The sequence below is a fragment of the Aquamicrobium defluvii genome, from assembly GCF_004363725.1.
In the GTDB taxonomy this organism is placed as follows: Bacteria; Pseudomonadota; Alphaproteobacteria; order Rhizobiales; family Rhizobiaceae; genus Mesorhizobium; species Mesorhizobium defluvii.
The window spans coordinates 117501-120552 of sequence record NZ_SNZF01000004.1; the positions used below are offsets into that span (position 1 = coordinate 117501).

2 rRNA genes (1 of these 2 running past the window's edge) are annotated in these 3052 nt (G+C 54.4%); both read left to right on the forward strand.

From position 1 onward, the window contains the following. A 23S ribosomal RNA gene (locus DES43_RS04550) occupies positions 1-2731 on the forward strand; it begins 78 nt to the left of the window's first position. Between the two features lie 179 nt (positions 2732-2910). Next, positions 2911-3025: ribosomal RNA gene (gene rrf, locus DES43_RS04555) — 5S ribosomal RNA — on the forward strand. The last annotated feature ends 27 nt before the right edge of the window (positions 3026-3052 follow it).

Sequence of the window (3052 nt, forward strand, 5' to 3'; positions counted from 1 at the left end):
TCGGGGAGCTGCGAATAAGCTTTGATCCGGGGATTTCCGAATGGGGAAACCCACCTAAGGTACTTGGAAAATCAGAGCAGCAGGGCAACTTGCTGCTGTGGTTTCCAAGTATCGATATTAGGTAACTTACCCTGAATACATAGGGGTAAAGTGGCGAACGTGGGGAACTGAAACATCTAAGTACCCACAGGAAAGGACATCAACAGAGACTCCGCTAGTAGTGGCGAGCGAACGCGGACCAGGCCAGTGGCTTATGTGAGACAAGCAGAACCTTCTGGAAAGGAGGGCCATAGTGGGTGACAGCCCCGTATGCGTAATGCGAACATAAGTCCTTGAGTAGGGCGGGACACGTGAAATCCTGTCTGAACATGGGGAGACCACTCTCCAAGCCTAAGTACTCGTGCATGACCGATAGCGAACTAGTACCGTGAGGGAAAGGTGAAAAGCACCCCGACAAGGGGAGTGAAAGAGTACCTGAAACCGGTTGCCTACAAACAGTAGGAGCCCAAGGTTCGTCCTGGGTGACTACGTACCTTTTGTATAATGGGTCAGCGACTTAGTGTGACGAGCAAGCTTAAGCCGGTAGGTGTAGGCGCAGCGAAAGCGAGTCTGAACAGGGCGTTCAGTTCGTCGCATTAGACCCGAAACCGAGTGATCTAGCCATGAGCAGGTTGAAGGTACGGTAACACGTACTGGAGGACCGAACCCATATCTGTTGCAATAGATTGGGATGACTTGTGGCTAGGGGTGAAAGGCCAATCAAACTCGGAAATAGCTGGTTCTCCGCGAAATCTATTTAGGTAGAGCGTCGACCGAATACCCCCGGGGGTAGAGCACTGGATGGGCTATGGGGACTCACCGTCTTACTGATCCTAACCAAACTCCGAATACCGGGGAGTACTAGTCGGCAGACACACGGCGGGTGCTAACGTCCGTCGTGGAAAGGGAAACAACCCTGACCTACAGCTAAGGTCCCCAAGTTATGGCTAAGTGGGAAAGGATGTGAGGATCCCAAAACAACCAGGATGTTGGCTTAGAAGCAGCCATCATTTAAAGAAAGCGTAACAGCTCACTGGTCTAAATAAGGGTCTTTGCGCCGAAAATGTAACGGGGCTCAAGCCATACACCGAAGCTTAGGGTTCGTGAGCAATCACGAGCGGTAGCGGAGCGTTCTGTAAGCTGAAGAAGCCGTACCCGTGAGGGACGGTGGAGGTATCAGAAGTGCGAATGCTGACATGAGTAACGTAAGGGGAGTGAGAGACTCCCCCGCCGAAAGTCCAAGGGTTCCTGCTTAAAGTTAATCTGAGCAGGGTTAGCCGGCCCCTAAGGCGAGGCCGAAAGGCGTAGTCGATGGGAATCACGTTAATATTCGTGAGCCTGGAGGTAGTGACGGATCGCGTGTATTGTCAGGTCTTATCGGATTGATCCTGGCAGTGAAGCGGTCCCGGGAAATAGCTCCTCCTTATAGCCCGTACCCGAAACCGACACTGGTGGACTGGTAGAGTATACCAAGGCGCTTGAGAGAACTATGCTGAAGGAACTCGGCAAATTGCACGCGTAACTTCGGAAGAAGCGTGACCCTTGTCTGCGCAAGCAGGTGAGGGTGGCACAGACCAGGGGGTAGCGACTGTTTATCAAAAACACAGGGCTCTGCGAAGCCGCAAGGCGACGTATAGGGTCTGACGCCTGCCCGGTGCCGGAAGGTTAAGAGGAGAGGTGCAAGCTTTGAATCGAAGCCCCGGTAAACGGCGGCCGTAACTATAACGGTCCTAAGGTAGCGAAATTCCTTGTCGGGTAAGTTCCGACCTGCACGAATGGCGTAACGACTTCCCCGCTGTCTCCAGCATAGACTCAGTGAAATTGAATTCCCCGTGAAGATGCGGGGTTCCTGCGGTTAGACGGAAAGACCCCGTGCACCTTTACTATAGCTTTACATTGGCATTCGTAGTGACATGTGTAGGATAGGTGGTAGGCTTTGAAGCCAGGGCGCCAGCCTTGGTGGAGCCACCCTTGAAATACCACCCTTATTACTATGGATGTCTAACCGCGACCCGTTATCCGGGCCCGGGACAATGTATGGTGGGTAGTTTGACTGGGGCGGTCGCCTCCTAAAGAGTAACGGAGGCGCGCGATGGTGGGCTCAGAACGGTCGGAAATCGTTCGCTGAGTGCAATGGCATAAGCCTGCCTGACTGCGAGACTGACAAGTCGAGCAGAGACGAAAGTCGGTCATAGTGATCCGGTGGTCCCGTGTGGAAGGGCCATCGCTCAACGGATAAAAGGTACGCCGGGGATAACAGGCTGATGACCCCCAAGAGTCCATATCGACGGGGTTGTTTGGCACCTCGATGTCGACTCATCGCATCCTGGGGCTGGAGCAGGTCCCAAGGGTATGGCTGTTCGCCATTTAAAGCGGTACGTGAGTTGGGTTCAGAACGTCGTGAGACAGTTCGGTCCCTATCTGCCGTGGGTGTAGGAATATTGACAGGATCTGTCCCTAGTACGAGAGGACCGGGATGGACGTATCTCTGGTGGACCTGTTGTGGCGCCAGCCGCATAGCAGGGTAGCTATATACGGACGGGATAACCGCTGAAGGCATCTAAGCGGGAAACCCACCTGGAAACGAGTATTCCCTGAGAACCGTGGAAGACGACCACGTTGATAGGCCGGGTGTGGAAGAGCGGCAACGCTTGAAGCTTACCGGTACTAATAGTTCGACAGGCTTGATCGTTCTCATTCCTTATGCTCATCAAATCCAGCGCTCACGCATGAGCGGCCCTTCGGGCCTATGCTCCGCGAGAGCGCCGGAAAACCGGCGACGCGCAGTCGCGCTTGCGGGCTTTGCCCGTAAGGCAAGGCGCTTCGCAACATCAGCACAAAACAGCTTCTCGATAACATGCGCTTTGCCGACCTGGTGGTCATGGCGGGGCGGCTGCACCCGTTCCCATTCCGAACACGGCCGTGAAACGCCCCTGCGCCGATGGTACTTCGTCTCAAGACGCGGGAGAGTAGGTCGCTGCCAGGTCTGCTAAACGCATGAAATCTTCTCGGG